Source organism: Akkermansia muciniphila, assembly GCF_900184965.1.
GTDB lineage: Bacteria > Verrucomicrobiota > Verrucomicrobiia > Verrucomicrobiales > Akkermansiaceae > Akkermansia > Akkermansia muciniphila_A.
The window spans coordinates 50,841-69,122 of record NZ_FXYA01000154.1 but is presented as its reverse complement, the minus strand read 5'-3'; the positions used below and the strand labels follow the sequence as shown (position 1 = coordinate 69,122).

General features: G+C 54.5%; 13 protein-coding genes and 1 pseudogene. 4 read left to right on the top strand and 10 right to left on the bottom strand.

All coding sequences use genetic code 11. The features are described from left to right. Positions 1-13: 13 nt before the first annotated feature. The 9 genes from CI070_RS04120 to CI070_RS04080 form a co-directional block, all read right to left on the bottom strand. The gene (locus tag CI070_RS04120; RefSeq protein WP_094136152.1) at positions 14-979 is read right to left on the bottom strand and encodes a glycosyltransferase; all 966 of its coding nucleotides are present in this window, start codon (positions 977-979) and stop codon (positions 14-16) included. Continuing rightward, positions 976-2,148 carry a glycosyltransferase gene (locus CI070_RS04115; protein WP_094136151.1) on the bottom strand — a complete coding sequence of 391 codons (1,173 nt, stop codon included), beginning with the start codon at positions 2,146-2,148 and terminating at the stop codon, positions 976-978. Before CI070_RS04115 ends, CI070_RS04120 begins: the two co-directional genes overlap by 4 nt. 33 nt (positions 2,149-2,181) lie before the next feature. Further along, on the bottom strand, positions 2,182-3,360 hold the full coding sequence (locus CI070_RS04110) for a glycosyltransferase (RefSeq protein ID WP_179218362.1): 1,179 nt from the start codon (positions 3,358-3,360) through the stop codon (positions 2,182-2,184). After that, positions 3,357-4,514 carry a glycosyltransferase gene (locus CI070_RS04105; RefSeq protein WP_094136149.1) on the bottom strand — a complete coding sequence of 386 codons (1,158 nt, stop codon included), beginning with the start codon at positions 4,512-4,514 and terminating at the stop codon, positions 3,357-3,359. The genes CI070_RS04110 and CI070_RS04105 overlap by 4 nt, the downstream gene beginning before the upstream one ends. Positions 4,515-4,548: 34 nt before the next feature. Continuing rightward, positions 4,549-5,325 (bottom strand): glycosyltransferase family 2 protein, encoded by a 777-nt coding sequence (locus tag CI070_RS04100; protein ID WP_094136148.1) that lies wholly within the window; start codon positions 5,323-5,325, stop codon positions 4,549-4,551. A 30-nt stretch (positions 5,326-5,355) separates the two neighbouring features. Continuing rightward, the gene (locus CI070_RS04095) at positions 5,356-6,201 is read right to left on the bottom strand and encodes a sugar transferase (protein ID WP_094136147.1); all 846 of its coding nucleotides are present in this window, start codon (positions 6,199-6,201) and stop codon (positions 5,356-5,358) included. A gap of 40 nt (positions 6,202-6,241) precedes the next feature. Continuing rightward, on the bottom strand, positions 6,242-6,913 hold the full coding sequence (locus tag CI070_RS04090) for a tyrosine-protein phosphatase (RefSeq protein WP_094136146.1): 672 nt from the start codon (positions 6,911-6,913) through the stop codon (positions 6,242-6,244). Positions 6,914-6,978: 65 nt separating this feature from the next. After that, entirely contained in the window at positions 6,979-9,378 is a 2,400-nt protein-coding gene (locus CI070_RS04085) for a GumC family protein (RefSeq protein WP_094136145.1), read from the bottom strand. 129 nt (positions 9,379-9,507) lie between these two features. Next, the gene (locus CI070_RS04080; RefSeq protein WP_094136144.1) at positions 9,508-10,290 is read right to left on the bottom strand and encodes a polysaccharide biosynthesis/export family protein; all 783 of its coding nucleotides are present in this window, start codon (positions 10,288-10,290) and stop codon (positions 9,508-9,510) included. 877 nt (positions 10,291-11,167) lie between these two features. Here CI070_RS04080 and CI070_RS04070 point away from each other — a divergent pair. Both CI070_RS04070 and CI070_RS04065 read left to right on the top strand, forming a co-directional pair. Next, positions 11,168-13,693 carry an FtsK/SpoIIIE family DNA translocase gene (locus tag CI070_RS04070; RefSeq protein ID WP_094136142.1) on the top strand — a complete coding sequence of 842 codons (2,526 nt, stop codon included), beginning with the start codon at positions 11,168-11,170 and terminating at the stop codon, positions 13,691-13,693. Between the two features lie 20 nt (positions 13,694-13,713). Further along, positions 13,714-14,337 carry a hypothetical protein gene (locus CI070_RS04065; RefSeq protein WP_094136141.1) on the top strand — a complete coding sequence of 208 codons (624 nt, stop codon included), beginning with the start codon at positions 13,714-13,716 and terminating at the stop codon, positions 14,335-14,337. A 74-nt stretch (positions 14,338-14,411) separates the two neighbouring features. Here the strand turns inward: CI070_RS04065 and CI070_RS13875 are convergent. Next, positions 14,412-14,843, bottom strand: a pseudogene (locus tag CI070_RS13875) (GNAT family N-acetyltransferase); the annotation flags it as partial. Between the two features lie 102 nt (positions 14,844-14,945). On the opposite strand from CI070_RS13875, the gene rbr reads away from it, so the two are divergent. Then, positions 14,946-15,521, top strand: a complete 576-nt coding sequence (gene rbr / locus CI070_RS04055; protein WP_094136140.1) for a rubrerythrin — start codon at positions 14,946-14,948, stop codon at positions 15,519-15,521. 48 nt (positions 15,522-15,569) lie between these two features. Beyond that, positions 15,570-18,263 (top strand): cytochrome c biogenesis protein CcsA, encoded by a 2,694-nt coding sequence (gene ccsA, locus CI070_RS04050; protein WP_143245578.1) that lies wholly within the window; start codon positions 15,570-15,572, stop codon positions 18,261-18,263. The last annotated feature ends 19 nt before the right edge of the window (positions 18,264-18,282 follow it).

Genomic DNA, 18,282 nt, shown 5'->3' with positions numbered 1-18,282 from the left:
CTGAAAAAGACTGTTACTGCATATATCCCAGTTGGCGCAGTTGCTGGAGAATACGGGTCATTCTTGTATCCCATGATGCGTTTTCCCGGGCGGCGGCCAGGTTTTTATCCGCCAGTTCCTGATAGGAGGAGATGTTGTCCAGAATCTGGGAGAGCCGGTTGCCGATGTCCTCATCCGTCTCCAGTCCAATGACGGGATTGTACCCCAGCAGATCAACCAGTTCTTTGGGGGCATGGCCGACAATGAGCGTTCCGGAGAGCATGCATTCCCAGTAACGCTGCGTCAGCGTTTCCACATCGCCCGCCATTTCCGGGTGGGTTCGGCAGCGCGGGTAGCAAATGACGATTTTTGAGGAAGCCAGTCCTTCGCACAGGGAAGGAAAGTCCGGAAAAACGAGGCGGCCCGGCTCTTCCGGGTAAAGATAGCTGAGGCGGGGAGACGACTGCCGCATTTGAAGAATGGCCTCGTGCACGGGCTGCATCAGGCGCCCGATCTGGAGAATGTCCGTCCGGCGTCCCTCTAGGGGGCCTCCGTCCCGGTAGCCGGCGGGGTCTATGCCTTCCGGAACATGAACCGCGTGAATATGCGGAAGTTTTTCCGCCACGTATTCGCAAACCTGGGATGAGGTGCACAACAATGTTTGCACATGGTGGCGTTTCAGGGAGGAGATGAGGCGCGGCCAGTACCGGGGCCAGACGTCCCACAGCATGGGCACGATTTCATTTGCATAACCAAACGGCCACGCGAATGAATCCGGATAACCGGCTCCCGGCACCAGCAGCGCCCTGCGGGAACTGGTGAACAGGCGGAAATTCCGTGAAATCCGGGATTTGGCGATCAACAGACGCAGATTCCACGGAGCGGAGATTCCCTTGACCGTTTGTCCTCCGCTGGTTGTCCATGCGTCCGCGAACCATTGCATGAAGAATTGGTAATTGCCTTCTTTTCTAATAGGTTCTAGCAGTAGAAGTTTTTTCATGAGTTCAGGCTCTTGAGAAGATTATTCCATTCACCAGTAATTCGTTCCTGCGTAAAAAACTGCTCTTGCGCACGTGCTTTTAAAGCATATGGCGTCAGATCCTCATCAACCATAGAGTGCATGATGTTACACAGAGCATGACTATCTCCTGCGGGAAACAGATGTCCCGCTCCGCTGTCCTTGATGAGTTCGCGGCAAATAGGGAGGTTTGCTGCAATGATGGGAAGACCACAGCTCATAGCCTCAATTTGTACGAGACCAAAGCCTTCATAGCGAGATGGAAACAGGAAAATAGTGTGTTTAGGATATTCCTGTTCCATATTGCCTTGGTTGCCGTGTAAATGTACGCGGGATTGGAGATCGTGTTGCCAGATGAATTTTTCTATCCATGGGCGCAAAGGACCATCTCCATATAAGTGCAGGTTCCATTCTTCATTATCTTTGCTGAATTCCTCAAATGCCTTTAAGGCTATGTCTGCCCCCTTATGGGAGGATAGAGCGCCTGCAAAGACAAACGTTTTTGATGTTAGAGAAGAATATTTTTTTGGTTTGAAACTTGATGGATTATAAATGCGTTGCGTTGTCAGTTGGTCATGAATTTTAAAATTTTTCTGGTCGTCATTTGATAACACGACGATTTGGTCGAAGCGGTGGTAAAACATTCTAAGTGCATGATGGAAATAGCGGGAGAAATAATTACCCTTGATTCTAAAGTAATCTTCGTAGGAAGTATGAGACCATGAAACAGTTTTTGTGTGGAGAGGAATGTGAGGGCGAACCAAAGAGAGTAGAAGCGAGTCCTCCAAACCGGAACCGAAGATGACTACATCATATTGATGCTCATTGATGTGGGAAGCTAGCGCTTTTTTAAAGCTGGATGTATAGCGCGCAGACGCATACATTCTGCACCCCAGCGATGAGCTGAACAGGGGAGTTTTGTTGACAAGAAAATCCACTGCCGAACGGCGAATTTTCTCATATAGAGTCATTTCTCTACAGTAAATATGAATTTGTTCCCGGTTTATTACGTAGGCATCTGACTGCGGCAGGTTTTTCAAAGAATAAAGGCTTACATCATGTTCGCGCGACAAGGAATTCATCAGGCCTGTCAGAACCCTTGGAACTCCTCCTATTCCGAAATCCGACCATGCGACAAAACAAATTTTCATTTCTGCCAGTGATTTGATAACGTTTTTCTGATCCTACAAAATGGCGTTCCACCTGGATGCCAGGTTTGAGGGGCTGAATTTTGGGGATATGCTGAGGCTGTGGAGGCTGAATCGTTTCAGCTCGTCGGGATTATTCGTCAGGGCCATGATAGCGTTTGAGTAATCTTCTTCCTGAAAGGGGGGAATGAGGATGCCGTTTTCCCCGTGGGAGATAATATCCCGGACGGCAGGGTAGCTGTCGAAGGCAATAGGAACGCATCCGTGCTGCATGGCTTCTACAAGAACGAGGCCAAATCCTTCAAACGTGGAAGTCATGCAGAATATGGAGGCTCTGGAATAGTAAGGTTCCGGATTCTGGAAGCCGTGGAAGACAATTCGGGAAAGCCCCAGTTTTTGGGCGGAATCCTTAAGCAGCTCCGCATCCGGTCCGTCGCCCACAATGTCCAGATGCCAGCCCGGGCATGCTTTTTCCACTTTTTCCCATATGCGCACGAGCCTGTCTACTCCTTTCGGGGCGTTATCCAGCCTGCCGACAAACAGGCAGCGCGGTTCTTTTTTCTCTTCCCCGGGAAGAGAGGACGGTTCCACGATATTGGGAATACAGGAGAGCTTGTTCCCGGGGACGGAGGGATACAGTTTTTTGAATTCTTTAATGCCCCCTTCCGAGAGCGTCACTATCTGGTCATAGTCTGAAGCCAGTTCCCGGAACAGGCTGCGCTGAAGCAAAACGGCCCTGCATTTTTTTAATGCCAGGATAAACGTATTATAGAAAAATGAGCGTGTCTTGCCGATCAGGCCGCGTCCGGCGGGCTTCCGGTTGACGGTCCGGTAATGTTTCAGGTAGGTATATTGGGAGTTGTGCTGAACGGCAATGAGTTTAACGGAAACCCCGTTCATGTGCCCGCGACGCCGGAAAATTCCCCACCGCCCCACAATTCCTCCTTCCGTCTGGTCGATGATGGTCTCAATTCCTCTTTCCTTAATCAAGTTAAGCAGAAAATTCTGTTCTTCCTCCCGGCTGAGGGACGCGGGAATGAATACGAGATCCGTCGGAGGCACGTATTCTTCCCCCAGCCTGTTTTTGTTTCTGCAGAGGAGCGTTACCCGGTGGCCTTCACCGGCAAGCATGGCGGCCAGGTGGTGAGTGACCCGCTCCATGCCGCCCTGTTTGCCCAGGGGCTCATTGGGAAGATAGATGACAATGTTTTTCATAACTGGTCTTGCAGGCATTCCATCCACAGGGGAATAACCTTTTCTGGTTGATAGTTCGTTAATACTCTGGTGGAGGGAGGGACGTAGGGGCCGCTCATCAGTTCATCCAGCTCCCGCGCGAAGAGGCGCAGGCTGAAGGGCGGGATGAGCCGTCCCGTCTCCCGGTCCGGCAGCATGTCTTCGGCAGCGTGGAAACTGTTGAAAACCACAGGAACGCAGCCGTAGGAAAGAGCTTCGTTAATCACCATGGGCGTGCCTTCGTGGGTGGAGGTGAGGCAGAGTATTCTGGCTTTGCGGTAATAGGGCGCGGGTTCCTGAACCCCTTCAAAATGGACGTTTTCCAGTTTCAGCCGTTCCGCCATCCGTTCCAGATTGCCGCGTTCCGGGCCGTCCCCCACCAAGTACAGATGCCAGTCCGGATGAAGCGGCTGCACTTTTTTCCAAACCTTCAGTAGGCGATCCACCTTTTTGGGAGAATCCGCCAGCCTCCCCACATAAAGAACGGCGTTTTCCTTTCCGGAAAGGTCGGGCTGAACGGGGGCATAAGTCAGCAGGTTGGGGATGGCGTACAGACGGGCTCTTTCCGGCAGCCCCGCCAGCTGGAGGGCGTCTTCCGTGTAATGCCGGGAAAGAAAAACCACCTTGTCTGACCCGCGGAACATGTCCCTGTATTTCCTCTTCTTGTTGTTGATGGCCGCATGTTTTTTATAGGGCAGCAGCGCATGGCGCAGCAGCGTTTTTATGGTATTTCCCCAGGTGGAGAAATCCTTCCGGAGCAGGCAGGAGAAATAATCCAGCCCTGTGCGGACGTCAAAGGAAATCCAGGAAATGATGGAAGCCTGGATGTCAAGGTGTTCATGGCTGAAAAAGAAGGAGTCATCCTGATTGGCTCCGCAGTTGATGATGCCGTCCGTCTTTTGTGCGGAGCACAGGGTTTCCACATATTCCCTGTTTTCCTGGCAGAAGAGCGTGTCCTGCCGGGGAAGGGTGAAGTAAGGCGGGGCCCCGGGAGGTGTGTCCGCCGCCTGCCGGAGCGACAGGAAGGAAACCCGGTGGCCGTGCTGCGACAGGGCTTGCGCCAGAAGATACGCCGCCCGTTCCGTTCCTCCCGCATGGGGCAGGATAGGCTGGTCAAAATAGAAAATCAGGTTCATGGCGGAGTGACGGACAGGTGCGGACTGGGAAAATTCAGCGGGTTTTGAACAGGTAATGGATGGGATTGCGCGTGCTGCCCGCCTTGGCCATCAGCCGGGTTACTCCATAATGCCACGGGTAAGGGAGGTTGTTTTTCCTGAATGCCTGTTTGTTCTGGCGCGTGTTCCTCAGGATGGCCCGCAGGCCCGCCGTACTGGAGCCTCCGGTGCGCATGAAGACCATGTCGCGGTCGATATAGGCGGTGGAAATATGGTTTTTTTCTATAAAGCGCAACATGAGCTCAAAATCCGCCGCGCTGCCGATAGCGGGGTCAAAGCCGCCGTAACGGGTAAAGCAGTCCTTTTTACAATAGAATGTGGGGTGCGCCGGGCACCAGCCGCGCTGGAAGGAGCCGGGACGATACTCCGTTCCGCGCCATGTGCGTACGATTTCCCTTGCCCCGTTGATGTAGTGCAGATTGCCATGTACGGCATCCGCCCCATGCCGGGCAAACGCCTCGGCAATGGTTTCCAGCACGCCTCCGTCCTGGTAATAGTCGTCCGCGTTCAGAAAGCCGACGATATCTCCCGTAGCCATGCTTATTCCTTTGTTCATGGCATCATAAATCCCCTTGTCCGGCTCGGATATCCATTTCATGCGGCCGGAAAATTGAGGACTGTATTTTTCAATCAATTCCACGGTCCCGTCCTTGCTGGCCCCGTCCACGACAATGTTTTCCACGTCCGGGTAAGTTTGCCGCAGAATGCTTTCCAGCGTGTCTTGCAGCGTTGCAATGCTGTTATAACAAACCGTAATGACTGAAATTTTCATTTTTCGGTGGTGGAGGGGAGTGGATGAATTTTATTGGACGTCTTTCCGGCGGCTTCTCATGATAAGCTGGGTATTTGCTCTCAAGCCTCTGGTCGGCAGGTCTTTGGGAACCAAGGGGGTGTGATCAGGCCCTCCGAAGGAGGGAAGGGGTTCCTTTCGGATAGTTCTCAAGATAAGCTGCGTATTTTCTTTCAAACCGGAGGTAGCCATATCCCTTGGTTTCAGTACCCGAACCGGCGTGCTGAGAGCGTCCGGACGCTGCTGGATGCCTTCTCTCTCAATGACCTTGAGGAAGGTGTAAAGAAAGATGTTCAGGTCGTACCTGAAGGTCAGGTGGCGTTGGTAGCTCAGGTCATAAGATACCCGTTGACGGAAGGTGAGGTTATTGCGCCCGCGAATCTGGGCCAGCCCCGTGATGCCCGGGCGCAGGGACATTCTTCTTCTCCGGGTGGCAGGCGTGAAGATGTCCATTTGATCGGGAATCCAGGGGCGTGGGCCGATGAAGCTCATATCCCCCAGAAGGACGTTGATGAGTTCAGGCAGTTCGTCCAGGGAGGTGCTGCGCAGCAGGGAGCCTAGGTGCGTCGTGCGTTCTTCGTCCGGGAGCAGGTTGCCTTCCCTGTCCCTGGTGTCTTTCATGGTTTTGAATTTGATGATATAAAAGGGTTTGAGGCCGAGCCCGATGCGTTTTTGAAAGAAAAAGGGTGAAGTGCCCTGGATGATGGCCAGCAGAACAGTCAGAATGACCAATACCGGAAACAGGCATATCAGGCCGAAGAGCGCGCCCGTGAAATCCAGGGCGCGTTTTCCGTAGCGTTGGTAGAAACTGTTATGCAGCGGTTTGCTGACGCGGACATTAGTTGTAGGGATTGTCATGAGTATTGTACGAGAGGGGGTGTTGACAGGGTAGGAGGAGTCAGGTTTTCAGAGGTATGCGGTTGGCCATGGCGATGTTGTGGCTGTCCGTCCCCCACCATTCATAAAGCTGGCGGGTGCGGAACGTTTGTGCCAGGGCTGCGGCGGATTTGCCGTAGAACCCTTTCAGGGAGCCGACATTGCCCTGGTATTTGACGCCTTCCTGCCGGGCCAGCTGGAGAAACTCTTCCTGCTGCAGGATGCGACCGTAACGTTCAGGGTGCGCCAGGACAGGGATGTAACCCCTGTCCCGGACGGCGCTGATCATGTCCTTCCAGGCGCCGGGAAGGTAGTACTGGGGCAATTCCACCAACAGGTGGGTGCCGTCGTAGGTCAGAGGGGTATAACGGCGCAGCTGTTCGCTGAACTGGTTGTCCAGCATGTATTCCGCCGCAAGCCGGAGCTGGAAGTGTTCGTTCCTGGCGTCGGCAAGCAGCTGGTCAAAGCGGCGGCGCAGGAAGTCGGGCGTGTTTTCCGGATAGCGCGCCATGATATGGGGGGTACAGTAGGCTCCCTTAAGTCCCATGGCTTTGAGCCGGCGGATGATGCCCAGGCTTTCCTTGAGGCTGGAGGCTCCGTCGTCCACTCCCCATAGAATATGGGTATGCATATCCATGCCGTCCGGAAAGAGGCTGGATGTGGTGTACCGGGGAGTGAACAGGTTGCCGAACATGGTTGCTGCGAAAAAGATTAAAGAGAAGGGAAGAAAGCCTTGGGCTTATGCATGGCCTGCTCTTGTTAATCCCGTTTCCTGGCGGTTTGCTGCGGGTCTTTGGCGCCGTAGCCATACTGGTAACCGTAGCCGTAGCCATAGTAGCTGTAGCTGGCGGACTTGAAGTTGACGCCGTTGATGATGTACGCCATATTGGGCAGTTTTCCCTGATCGGCCAGTTGCTGGATCTGGGTTAAGTATCGTTTGTCTATTTTCCCGCTGCGCAAGGTGTACAGGGTGATATCGCTGAGGGATGCCAGAATGGCGGTATCTGCCAGAATGCCGTAGGGCGGAGCGTCAATGATGACGGCGTCATACTGTTTTTTCAGAATGCTCAGGATTTGACCCAGCAGGGGATGGCTGAGAAGGGTGACCGGATTGGGCACCGTGGGACCGGTATAAAGGACATCCATGCCGCGGGTGTCTTCCCCTACAGGGCGGATGACGCCCGCGGTGTCGGGGTTCTGGCGGAGCAGGATGGAGGTGAGCCCTTTGCGGCCGGAGCCGCCGAGGCGCCGGGTCAGGGAGGATTTGCGTAAATCCCCGTCAATGAGAAGGACTTTTTTGCCGGCATAGGCGAAAGCGGCTGCCAGATTGGCGGAAGTGAAGGTTTTCCCTTCCCCGGGGAGGGTGGAAGTGACCAGAATGACGTGCCCCCCCTGTTCCGGCCTGGGAAGCATGGAATCTACGTTATTGCGCAGGATGTGGAAGCATTCCGCGATGACGGAATGTTCGTCCTGAATGAAAAGTTTGGTGTTCCTGCTTTCTTTTTTGCTCATTTGGGGCAGTTCGGCAATGACCGGCTGCCTGTTTACAGAGGGGAGATCATGTTTATTGTTGACCTTATTGTTCAACATGGCCACTCCCATGAAAGCCAGGATACTGAGCAGGGCCCCGCCCGCCGTTCCTCCAGCGACGTATTTAATGGTTTTAGGAGAGATTGGGAGGTTGGGGCCATGGGCGGCTTCCAGAACCCGGGCATTGGATTCCGTTACCGCCATGGCTAGGGCGTTTTCCTGTTCCTTGCTCAACAGCATCAGGTACAGTTCTTCCTTAACCTTGTGTTCGCGGATGAGCGGAATGATTTCCTGTTCCTTGATGGCAGTTTCCGTGAGGCGTTCAGTCAGGGAATTCCTTTTGTCGATAAGCTGGTTAAGTTTGAGGTCCAGATTGCTGCGGTAGTTGGAGAGAGCTTTGTTAGCCGCCGCTCTGGTGGAATTCATCCTGTCCTTCAGGCTCACGGTAATCGGGTTTTGGGAGCCGGCGCTTCCGGCAATTTTCTGATATTCCAGATAAGCCTCGTTGTAATGTTCTATCTGCCGGGCGATGCCGGAGTCGGGCAGACCGGTTTCTACGGAGATCAGCCCCTGCTTGCGTTCGCTTTCCTTGAGATTGTCAGCAAGGGTGGACGCCAGTTTTATTTGAGTTTCAAGATCAAAGATTTCCTTTTCCAGCGCCTGGGAGGTGCTGAAATCCGCGCTCATGGTTGTGTCCGTATCTTTAACGATGTCACTCTTCGTTTTAAATTCGGTGAGTTTCTTGTCCACGTCGCTCAGGGAGGCTCCAAGTTCTTGCAGCCGGTCCCTAATGAAGATTTTCGTTTTAAGGGAAGCCTTGTTCCGTTCGTCCTTGGAGATTTGGTTGTAAACCTGGATGAGGTGGTTGAGCGTATCTTCGGCTTTCTGAGGATTGCTGGACGTCAGAGTCATCTCCAGAAGGCTGGATTCCTTGGAGTCCGGACGGGTAATGGTCAGGCCATGGAGCAGGGCGTTGGCGGTTTCAAGGACGGGAGAGTGCCGTACGATGACGGTTTTTCCGTTCCATGCGTCGGTCATCAGGGAAGTAGGATGGACGGAAACGGTGGCAAAAGGAAGCGTGAGAGGTTTGCCGTAAAAACCTTCCAGCAGGATGAGTTCCCCCTGATTATTGGGATGGCCAAGCGTGAAGCGTTTTTCATCCAGCGGCGTGATGTGCAGAGTGCAGGCGCGCTGCTTGTCGATCTGTTCAAAGTTCACCAATAAGGGACTGGCATGGTAGAGGTCCAGCTCCCTGAAGTCTTTTTTTTGCCAATAGGATGTGTTGAGGTTGAGGTCTTCCACCACTTTGTTCATTAATGCGGTGGATTTAAGCACGAGGCTTTCATTGGCCAGGTTGGCCGCGTTGGGGTCTATGTTCAATTCCGCCATGATGCGTTCGGAAGAAGCGTCGCTGCCTGTTTTGGAGTCGCGCATCAGAACGCTGGCTTTTTTCTGATAAATATAATTCTGTTTGCCGGCCAGATAATAGGCCGCCGTGCCTCCGGCGAGGGCTGCCAGAATGATGATGAACCAGTAACGGCGCAGAATCATCAGCACCGTATCCAGGGAAAGCGCTGTTTCTTCTGTGTTTTCCGTACCAGGAGGGGTGGGAGCTGTATTTTTTGTCATAGAGGAAAGAAGGTGGAAGGTTGTGTGGGAAGACTGAATCCCTAGGAAAACGGTTCGGTTGAACCGAACCGTCCCTATATTTCCGTTCTCAGGTATGATTAACCGGACGGGAAAGCGGCTGAATGTCCGCTACAGGCACAGGGCGACCACGGCCAGAGTAATGCCAAGCCCGGAGAGTCCCCAGCCGTACCATTGGGCAGCGTCGCTGCGCGTGTTGACCTTGCGGTCTGAGGGGGTCACGTAAATGATGTCGTTTTGCTGGATATAATAATAGGGAGAAGTGAACAGATCCTTGCTGCGCAAATCAATGCTGGCGATTTGACGGGTTCCGTTGGTTTCCCGGATCAGCGTGACGTCCCGGTTGCCGTCAATATTCAGGTCTCCCGCCCGGCTGATGGCCTCCAGAATTGTCAGGCGCTGTCCTTCAATGGTGTAGGTTCCGGGGGCATTAACTTCGCCCAGAACGGAGAATTTGAAATTCATGATTTGCACATTGACGGAGGCGTCCCGGATGTAGTCATTGTTCTTGAGGGTCGCGGCAATGTCGGAAGCCAGTTGGGAGCAGGTTTTGCCCGCAGCTTTCATTTTGCCGATGACGGGCAGGACGATGTAGCCCTGGGCGTCCACCAGATATCCTTTGGGTTTGTTGCTGGAACTGCCGGAGGCGGAGCCTATTTCAGACACGGCAAAAGGTGCGGTGAGCTCCGGCTGTTTGCTGCTGACCGCGATGTAGAGCTGGTCGTCTTTCTGGATGGTTGTCTGGTAGTTTGCCTTGATGTTTTCCCTGGAATTTTCAGAAACGTCCTGGATATAAAGGACTTCCTTGGGGCTGACGCAGGAAGGCAGGAGAGCGGCTCCGGCCATGGCCAGGGAGCACAGAATGGCTTTATTGATGAGGTTGTTTGTGTTCATTTGGTGAGGAAGGAGGAACGTTGCTTTTGGGAGGGAAAGACGAACGCGGAAAACAGGGGAAGATATTATTCCGGATCAAAGGGTTTTCTTTCTTGTGCCGGAAGCGCTGCGGGAATGGCGTGCTGCCTTCCGTGGCTGCGATTTTCCGGAGGGTTGAAAGAAAAAGGCCGCTTTGTGTTCAGTCATGATGTTAAATTTGATGATTTTGATTTTTTTGTTCGAAATAAGAAAGTGTTTGAAAAAGGCAGGGGAATAATCAGCAGTAATGAGAAGCGGCCGGCAGGATTGGTCCCGCCGGACGTGCTGGGGAGAGATTGGCTGACACTCCCGCATATAAGGGTTGTACCTGGTTAACAGACTGTAATTGCTGTATCATGGGGGGAGATTTCTAATTAACGGATTTCAAATTCGGTGTCAATAGTAATCCCTCAAAAAAAACTGCTTATTATTATCTATGAATATAACAATAAGAGGCGAATGTTGTAGGAATTATGTGTTTTGGTTCACTAAAATTCTGACAATTAGAAAGTTGAGTTAAATTACAATATTCCTATTTTTTTAATAGGATTTGAAATCCGCTGAATGTTTCATGAATCATCAAAATGTCAAACGATATGTCTTTTTATAATAAAAATTTATGCTAATAATAAATAATCAAACAGATATGAAAAATAAGCATTGAAATTGCTTCGGTTTTATTGATTTTGGGGGGGTAAGGCCAGTATTTTCTCAGGTAGGGAAAGGGCGTTTTTCTGCGATGCTCTTCCGGTCCGGAACTCGGCGCTTCCAGGTTTGAGGGAAGTTGATTCGCGCAAATCCTCTTCTTCCCGGTTTGGCCTTGAGTTTAGGGCGAAGAGCCGCTAGAATAAAAACAGGTATGGCATTGGATACGCAGGAGCATCATGCATTTGAGCATGAAGAGGGGCGTTCCCCTGTTTGGATTGGAATGGCATGGGGCGTCGTGTCTCTGTTGGGGGGGGCGGCTCTTCTGGCTGCCATGCTGACGTTTGATGTGCGGGAAATAGGCTGGAGTTATTTAAATGGTTCCGGGCAGGTCATTCCGGGTACGTCCAATGTGCTGGGAACGGTGGGATTATATGGCGCGGGGATTTTTTATTGGACGCTGGGAGGCATGGCCTGGATGCTGGTTATTCTGTTGGAGTGGTGGGGGCTTTATCGTCTGCTCCACCATGGAAGACTGCCCCGCAGCGTGGTTTACGGAGGTTTATGCCTGCTGTTGTTCGGATGCCTGTTTCTGACGGCCGGGCATGTGCCGGGAAACGAATGGGTGGCCCGCCACCAGATTCAGGGGGCGGGAGGATTGGCGGGCCATTTGCTGGGAACCGGTCTGTTTCTCCCGTTGGCCGGCAGATCCGCTGTGCTGGCGCTTTCCGGATTTGGCTATTTGATGGCTCTGGTTTATGCGGCAGGGATGCGTCCCCGGCCGTTTTGCCGGGCCATGCTGCGGGAATGGAGGGCCTGGCGTATGAACAGGAAGGAAAAAATGCTGGCGCGCCAGACCGCCCAGCTTGCCAGGGAAGCTGCGCGCGTGAGGGCCAGCATGCAGGATGCCGCTTTGTCCGCCCCCAGACCGGTTACAAAGGGCCGGGCTTCCGTTCCCCGTCTCCAGCGCACCGGGGACGATCTGGAAAGTTTGTATCATGAAGCGGCTGCCGCTTCTCCGTCCCGGCCGAAGGACTCTGCCCCTCCTCCCGGCGCTCCGCGCGCCCAGGGCCGTCTTCCCCTGGCTCCGCGGCCCAGGATTACCGTTGCGGAACCGGCGGAAATGAAGCCCGCGCCCAAAGAGCAGCCTTTTTCCAGATTGTCCACGCCGCCCACGGAAGAATTCCGCGAGTATGAGCTGCCCCCCTTTGAATTGCTGCATTATGAGGAAAAGCCGGAAGGCCCCACGGCGGAAGACAAGGAAGAGATGCTGGAAATACAGCAGAAAATTATTGATACCCTGACGACATTCCGCGTGGACGTGACGCCGGGGGATATTACCCGCGGCCCGACCATCACCCGTTATGAAGTCTATCCCGCGCGCGGCGTGCGCGTAAACACTTTTGACCAGTATGCGAAGGATATTGCGCTGGCGACCAAGGCGGAAAGCGTGAACATCGTGGCCCCCATTCCGGGCAAGGATACGGTGGGAATTGAAATCGTCAACCGGAAGAAGGTGGCTGTTCCCCTGCGGGAGCTTTTGCAGGACCCGGCCTTTTGTTCCCCCAAGAAAAAGATACCGCTGGCTCTGGGGAAGGACGTGTATGGACGCACCGTGATCGGGGATTTGGCGTCTATGCCGCACCTGTTGGTGGCCGGCGCCACCGGATCCGGAAAATCCGTGTGCATCAACAGCATCATTTCCTCCATGCTTTTGAAATTCCGTCCGGATGAACTGAGGCTCATCCTGGTGGATCCGAAGGTGGTGGAAATGCAGCCTTATTCCAAGCTGCCGCATCTGATTGTTCCGGTGGTGACGGATCCCAAGAAAGTTCCCAATGCCCTGCGTTGGTGCGTGAATGAGATGGAGCACCGCTACCATTGCTTTGCCAAGGTGGGCGTGCGAAATTTTGAAGCTTTTAACAAGCGCCCGCCGGATGTTCCTGCGGAAGAGGCGGAGGAACCGGAAGACGGGCAGGGGGATGAAGCTTTGGCGGAATCCATTGCCAGAGACCTGGAATCCCAGGGGGAATGGCCCGTGGAAGAAGATGATGAACTGGATCTGGAGGACGACGAAGTTATCCCCGAACGCTTCCCCTATATCGTCATTATTATTGATGAACTTGCGGACCTGATGCAGACAGTGGGAGCGGATATAGAAACGAATATCGGCCGTCTTACTCAAAAGGCCCGCGCCGCAGGCATCCACCTTATTGTAGCGACGCAGACGCCCCGAAGGCAGGTGGTGACGGGGACGATCAAGGCCAATATCCCGACGCGCATCGCCTTCCAGGTGGCGAGCGGTACGGATAGCCGCGTGATTCTGGACAGGCAGGGGGCGGAAAAACTGGTGGGCAAGGGGGACCTTCTGTATTTGCCGCCGGGTTCCGCCCAGGTGGAACGGGCTCAGGGTGCCTTTATCTCTGACGATGAGGTGGAAGCCCTGGTGGCCCACTGCGCTTCCCAGGCCAAGCAGAAATTCCATGAAGAGGTTCAGAAATCCCTGGACGAGCCTTCCCGGGGGGGAGCGGACAGTCCGCTGGACGACGCGGAGGAGGAATGTTATGCCAAGTGTCTGGAAGTGGCCGTCGTGGAGCGTAAAGTAAGCACCTCCCTGTTGCAGCGGCGTTTGAGCATCGGATACGGCCGTGCGGCGCGCATGATGGATTTGCTGGAATCCCGCGGCATTATTGCCCCGGCGGATAATACCAACCGTCCGCGCAAGGTGCTGGTGGAATGAAACGACGAAAGAAACTCCCCATGAAGAGAATTGTTTCCCTGCCGGTTCTGGCGGCGTTGGTGCTGCTGGGCGCTTCCTGTTCCCAGCAGGTGCAGCAGCCCGTTAAAAAAGCAGCCCCTCCCCCCGTATATGTGGGAAAGGTGGAGCAGGTGTATCCCAATCATCATTATGTGTTGATTGCGCTGGCCGGGAACGTTTATGAACCGGGGACCGTGCTCATCTCCCAATCTCCGGGACGGGAGGAAAAATGCAGAGTCGCCAACCTGATCGTGACGGAGGAGCGGATGGGACGTGCGCGCATTCCTGCGGATATCCGCAGCGGCGCCGTGGAGGCGGGGGACCTGGTGTTCCTGTACCGGAACCTGGCTGTTCCGGAAAGTTCCGGAAAGATGGATGAGCAGAAGCCGGTCAGCCCGGAACCGGATGAGGACAGCAAGGTTGTTGCTCCGCCGATTGCCCCGAATGGTGGCAGGACGGCGGACGGGCTGATGCCGCTGCCCGGGGATCAGCCTGTTCCGGCTTCTGCGGATCAGGAGCGGATTTCCCGGGAGCGGGAGAAAATACTCCGGGAGCTGGAAAGCGTTCCGGACAAGCTGGAAGAACCGTGGAGCAGGACTTTCTCCGGAAAACCGGCGGGAAGGTGACCGGATGCGGAGGTAGCCGCCATGTTTCACAGGGCGGGAAGGCGCTCCTGTGGATGAGGCCGGGTATTGGGAATTCAGATACCGGTTTCCTTGAAACGGACGGATGACTTGTTCCAGTATTCCTGATAAACCCGGTCCTCCTGTCCATCCAGATTCAACTGGTACATGCGGAAAGTGACCGGAATATTTTTGGGTTGCCACAGCTCTTCATAGGAATACTAGTAGCGCATGCCCAGCTGTTTCATGACGCCTCCGCTGCGGGGATTCCTGATATCGTGTGTGGCCGTGATGTAGGGCATGCCGTCTTTCTTCAACCGGGCGACAACAGCCCTGGCCGCCTCCGTGGCAAAGCCTCTGTGCCGGAACTCTTTAAGCAATCCGTAGCCGAGGTCATGGCTGCCGTCCGTGCCTGCATGGATATACACTGCCGGGAGGTTGCTGTTTTTCGGGCAGATGGCGTAATGATACCCGTAAGGCCGTTTGTACACTTCCTGGTACCTCTTTTGTTTTTCCGGATATGTTCATTTTTTAGATTCATTCAATAATTGCTTGTTTTTTCGCGGCGTCTTATTAGGATGCTTTCGTTTACGCAACCAGATGACTAATTTATGAAATCCATCAAAGGGACAGAAACAGAAAAGAATCTTCTCAAGGCTTTTGCCGGGGAATCTGAAGCGCGCAACCGCTACACCTACTTTGCCGGCGTAGCCAAGAAGGCCGGTTACGAACAGATTGCCGCTATCTTTCTGGAAACGGCCGACAATGAGAAAGAACATGCCAAGGTATTTTTCAAACTGCTGAAAGACGCCTGCATTGAAGTAACACACGCCGTCTGCACGGCTCCTTTGGAATCTACGGAGGATTGTCTGCTGGCCGCAGCCGCCGGCGAGCATGACGAATGGTCCGACATGTCCCCTGCATTTGCCGAAGTGGCGGACAGGGAAGGCTTCCCCGCCATTGCGGAAACTTTCCGCAAGATTGCCTCCGTAGAGCAGCACCATGAAGCCCGTTACCTCAAGCTGGCTGAAAACGTGCGCGAAGGCAGGGTTTTTGCCAAGGAGAAGGAAATCCAGTGGAAGTGCCGCAACTGCGGTTATGTACATACCGGCACCACTGCCCCCAAGGTGTGTCCGGCCTGCGCGCATCCCCAGGCATTCTTTGAAGAATTGGCGGACAATTTTTAATAACTTTTTATCCAGAGATATGGTTGAGGCCGGTTTCACGAGCTGATCGTGCAATCGGCCCTCTTTTTGGACTACGGACGCCTTACGCTGATGGACAGGGAACGAACGGATGCGGCTTGGGAAAAATATGGACGCAGCCTCTGGAATGTTGCCGGAAGCTACGGGTTGGGCATCGCCCTGATGCTGATTCTTCTGGCGCTGACTTTTGCCGGAACGCTGCACCAGGTGAGACTGTCTTCCTCCATGGGGTCGGAGGCTGCCATAGAGTCTTTTTTCGGGGCGGCGTATGTGCTGATACCGCTGGGCGGGGAGAACTCCCTGATTTCCCTGCCTCTGCCCGGCATGGGCATTACCTGCGTCCTACTGTTCATCAACCTGCTCATAGGCGGGATGTTCCGCATCCGGTGGACCTGGAGGCACGCGGGCGTGCTGGTGGCTCATGGGGGTATTTTGCTGCTGCTGGCAGGCATCATGCTGGGCAACAAAATGACGGTGGCCGTGGAACAGGTGGAACTGCCCCAGGGGGACCGGGTGCACGAATCTTCCCTTCCGTTTGATTTGCGCCTGAACCGCTTTGTGCCGGAGTTTTATCCGGGAACTTCCAAACCTAAATCCTATGAATCCCAGGTAACCGTCTTCCCGGAATCCGACGGTCAGTATGACGCCGTTATCCGCATGAACGAGCCTCTGCGCCTTTCCGGCTGGACGCTGTACCAGATGAGCTGGGGTCAGGATTCCCTGCATCCGGGCAGGCTTATCTCCATTCTCCGCGCTTCCCATAATCCCCTGGAGCAGATGCCCAAATGGTCCTCCTACATCATCGCTGCAGGGTTGCTGTGGCATTTTGGCTGTGTTTTCGGCAGATACCTGCGCCGTAAACCCGGGCTTGCGGCTGCCGAACCGGAGGTGAAGGAGGAACCGCAGGCTGCTTCCGCCTCCGGCGGAAAAAAACGTCTGCGCCTGGCAGGCATTTGCCTGCTGGTAGCGGCCATCTTCGGCATCGGCATGCTGGCGGCGCGGCCTGCCGTCCATCCGGTTCTGGTGGAACATTATGTGCCCTGGTCTTCCTTTTTGGTGGAACGGGCCGGGGCCATGGCCGTTCAGGACGGCGGCCGCCTGAAACCTGTTTCTACTTATGCGGGTTTCCATCTGCTCCGGACGCTGGGTAAAAGAAGCTTGGTGATTGATACGCCGGAAGGGAAAAGGAAGCTCTCCCCAGTGGAATGGATGCTGGACAGCATGTTCCGTCCGGAGCTGGCGGAACAATACCCTGTTTTTCTGGTCAATCGGGAAGAGGTGGTCAGGCGCCTGCACCTGCCGGACCAGAAAGACAAGCGGAAAAAATACTCTTATGCGCAGCTTGCGGAACGCTGGGAGGAAATGACCCGTGCCGTCCGGGAAATCCGGTTGCTGGGAGAAACGAATCTGACAGAAGCCCAGAAGGAAATTCTGTCCCTTGCCCGCAACTTTGACGTGGTACGGGGCTGGATGCTTGGCTCCCGGATCATGCTGGAAGACCCCGCCGCCATGGAACGGATGGAATTCCCGCGCTGGTTTCCTGCTGTCGGCCGTGATGGAGAACGCCTGTGGACGGCTGCCCCGGACAAAGCTGCCGGAGCCTTTTTGGCAATGGCGTCCCTGCTGGAACGCAAGGCAGTCGGCATGGCAGGGGCGGAGGCTTCCGCACTGCGGATGAAAGCGGAAGGCCTGCTGCTGGAAAAGCTGGTTCAGCCCAATGAAGCCGCCTCCGCCGGAGAGCGGCACGGCCTGGAAAGAGAAATTTTCTACTATCGTCTGGATCCGCTTTATGTTTCCCTGGCTGTCTTTGTGGCGGCGTTCGTGTGCCTGCTGCTCTGCGCGCTTTTCCGCCCGGTTGCCAACGCTCCTCTCTGGCGGCGTTTTCTCCGGCCCGGAGGTTTCAGCCTGGCGTGGCTGACAGGCGCGGGCGGAGCCGGAGTGCTGGCTGCGGCGCTGGTCATCCGCGTGCTCATCACCATGAGGTCCCCGGTGGGCAATACGTATGAAACCATCGCTTTCATCGCCTGCATGGGGGTGCTCTGCGCTCTTGTGGTGGAACTTTTCAGTAAAAAGGGAATCGTATTGGCGGCGGGGCTTTTGCTTGGGGCTTTCTCCTGTCAGATGGGGATTTTGTATGAATCCTCCCAGGCTGTGGACCATATGGATCCCCTGGTGGCCATCCTGCGCTCCAACTTCCTGCTTTCCACCCATGTCATTACCATTGTGCTGGGGTACGCGGCCGGGTTGCTGGCGGCGGTGCTCTCCCATATATACCTCCTGGCTTCCCCCCTGCGCCTGATCGGCGGAAAAACGGAACAATCCCTGGACCGCATGGCTTACGGCATCTTGTGTTTTTCCCTGGTGTTTACGCTGGTGGGAACGGTTTTTGGGGGTATTTGGGGCAATGAATCCTGGGGGCGTTTCTGGGGCTGGGATCCCAAGGAAAACGGAGCGTTGATGATTGTTCTGTGGCAATTGACCGTATTGCATGCCCGGAAAGCCGGATGGCTGTCTTCCTGGCTACTCCACTTCAGCAATGTGGTGGGCGGCGTTATCATTGCCTTTGCCTGGTGGGGCGTCAATATGCTGGGAGTGGGGCTGCATTCCTACGGGTTCACCTCCGGTCGGGATGCGTTAGACATGTTCTATGGGGCCGAGGCTGTACTGTGCGTCCTCTTCATTATCCTGCATTACCGTGCGCTCCGGCGTGTGGACGTCAGGTAGGGAAACAGGTTTCAGAGAT

Excerpts from the sequence above, each read along its gene's own strand:
- CI070_RS04105 (WP_094136149.1), bottom strand. The coding sequence starts at position 4,514 with ATGAACCTGATTTTCTATTTTGACCAGCCTATCCTGCCCCATGCGGGA.
- rbr (WP_094136140.1), top strand. The coding sequence starts at position 14,946 with ATGAAATCCATCAAAGGGACAGAAACAGAAAAGAATCTTCTCAAGGCT.
- CI070_RS04065 (WP_094136141.1), top strand. The coding sequence starts at position 13,714 with ATGAAGAGAATTGTTTCCCTGCCGGTTCTGGCGGCGTTGGTGCTGCTG.
- CI070_RS04090 (WP_094136146.1), bottom strand. The coding sequence starts at position 6,913 with ATGTTCGGCAACCTGTTCACTCCCCGGTACACCACATCCAGCCTCTTT.
- CI070_RS04080 (WP_094136144.1), bottom strand. The coding sequence starts at position 10,290 with ATGAACACAAACAACCTCATCAATAAAGCCATTCTGTGCTCCCTGGCC.
- CI070_RS04085 (WP_094136145.1), bottom strand. The coding sequence starts at position 9,378 with ATGACAAAAAATACAGCTCCCACCCCTCCTGGTACGGAAAACACAGAA.
- CI070_RS04095 (WP_094136147.1), bottom strand. The coding sequence starts at position 6,201 with ATGACAATCCCTACAACTAATGTCCGCGTCAGCAAACCGCTGCATAAC.
- CI070_RS04100 (WP_094136148.1), bottom strand. The coding sequence starts at position 5,325 with ATGAAAATTTCAGTCATTACGGTTTGTTATAACAGCATTGCAACGCTG.
- CI070_RS04120 (WP_094136152.1), bottom strand. The coding sequence starts at position 979 with ATGAAAAAACTTCTACTGCTAGAACCTATTAGAAAAGAAGGCAATTAC.
- CI070_RS04115 (WP_094136151.1), bottom strand. The coding sequence starts at position 2,148 with ATGAAAATTTGTTTTGTCGCATGGTCGGATTTCGGAATAGGAGGAGTT.
- CI070_RS04110 (WP_179218362.1), bottom strand. The coding sequence starts at position 3,360 with ATGAAAAACATTGTCATCTATCTTCCCAATGAGCCCCTGGGCAAACAG.
- CI070_RS04070 (WP_094136142.1), top strand. The coding sequence starts at position 11,168 with ATGGCATTGGATACGCAGGAGCATCATGCATTTGAGCATGAAGAGGGG.